Origin of the sequence: Paraburkholderia sp. Cpub6, assembly GCF_014201065.1 — a bacterium.
Lineage (GTDB): Bacteria > Pseudomonadota > Gammaproteobacteria > Burkholderiales > Burkholderiaceae > Paraburkholderia > Paraburkholderia tuberum.
Window position 1 is genome coordinate 1 of sequence record NZ_JACHDM010000085.1, and the last position, 1,653, is coordinate 1,653.

Genomic DNA, 1,653 nt, shown 5'->3' on the forward strand with positions numbered 1-1,653 from the left:
TCGACCGAGCTTGTGTGGAAACTGGTTTTTCACGGCTATGCGAGCGATTGCCGATCAGGTCAATCTCGTTCGGCCCAGACAGCTTGCACCGATCGACCGTCGCGTGCGCAACAAAGCCTCTCAGGGCTTTAGCTTTCGACCATCTTCATCGCCTTCAATGTCCCCTGAACGCCGAGTATGTTCATGACCCGCTTGAGGTTGTAAGCCAACACCTGAAGGCTCATCTCCGTACTCACCCGCCTGAGCGTCCTGGTCAGGAAGTGTGCGGGGCCCATCCAGTGCTTGAGCGTGCCGAAGACATGCTCGACGGTACTTCTGCGGATGGTCATGGCGTCAGGTTTCCGGTCGAGCCGGCGCTGCATCACTTCAAGCGCATTCTCGTGTTCCCATCGCCGAATTCGACGATAGTCAGACGGTGAACATCGTTCCTTGAGATGGCAACGTGGGCACGCGCTGGGCCAGTAGACCCGCAGATTCATGTCATGCTCGACAGTCGTGAATCGATGGATCGCCCGCTCGCCAGCAGGGCATCGATACGTGTCGCTTTTCGCTATGTAGATAAAGTCGGCCTTCGTAAACAGGCCTTTTTTCCGGGATGCCGACGTGAGCGGCTTGGGAACATACGCGCTGATGTCGTTCAGATCGCATGCCCTTATCTCCGGCCCGCTGAAGTAACCGCGGTCCGCAACAACCTTCAGCTTCGATCTGCCCATCGCGTGCTTCGCAGATATCGCCATTTTGCTGAGTTGTCCATGATCGTTCCCGACATTGGTTACTTCGTGTTCAACGATCAGATGATGTTTCGTATCAACTGCTGCCTGGACGTTGTAGCCCACTATGCCGGAGCCTCTTCCACTCGTTGCCATCGAGCGTGCGTCCGGATCCGTCAGCGACAACTGCTTGTCCGGCTGCTTTTCCAGTTGTCTGCCGATCTGCTTGAGCTCACGCATCTGCTGGCGCAGCACGGCGATCTTCTCGTAGAGCCTGACAGTCTTTACATCGAAGCCGGTAGGACTGGTGCGGTCTGCGCTTTCAATCAGATCGAGATATCGCTGCACACTTTCCTCGATCTGCTTCTGGCGCTTGTCGATTTTGCTTGCCGTGTAGTTCCTGTCGCGGGTGTTTGATGCCTTGAACTTGCTACCGTCGATAGCCACCATGTCACTGGATAGCAGCTTGAGCCCGCGACACAGTTCGACGAAACGCCGGCATACGTTGCGGATCGCCGCGCCGCTGTCACGGCGGAAGTCCGCGATCGTCTTGAAGTCCGGTGCGAGCCGTCCTGACAGCCACATCAGCTCAACATTGCGTTGGCATTCGCGCTCAAGTCTCCGGCTCGACGGTATCCGGTTCAGATAGCCGTAGATATAGATCTTCAGCATCACGCCAGGATGGTAAGACGGCCGGCCCGTGAGTGCCGGAGTGGAACCGTTGAAACCGAGCTCTGCGAGATCAAGTTCGTCGACGAAGGCATCGATTACTCTCACCGGATTGTCCTGCCCGACGTAGTCATCGACACATTCCGGAAGTAGTGCGACCTGCTTGCGGTCATCGCCTTCAACGAATCGCTTCATGAGTCACCCGGTCTCAGCGCGTTGATTCAGTTTAGGCGATCAATGTGTTTTCACACAGGCTGGACCCACAACGGCCCTT

Annotated in this window: 1 protein-coding gene; it reads right to left on the reverse strand. The window is 56.4% G+C overall.

The genetic code is table 11. The features are described 5' to 3' along the window. Positions 1–128: 128 nt before the first annotated feature. On the reverse strand, positions 129–1,574 hold the full coding sequence (locus tag HDG33_RS36795; protein ID WP_184041217.1) for an IS1182 family transposase: 1,446 nt from the start codon (positions 1,572–1,574) through the stop codon (positions 129–131). Positions 1,575–1,653: the final 79 nt, after the last annotated feature.

Bases quoted from the DNA above. Each gene is read 5' to 3' on its own strand.
- HDG33_RS36795 (WP_184041217.1), bottom strand. From the start codon at position 1,574: ATGAAGCGATTCGTTGAAGGCGATGACCGCAAGCAGGTCGCACTACTT.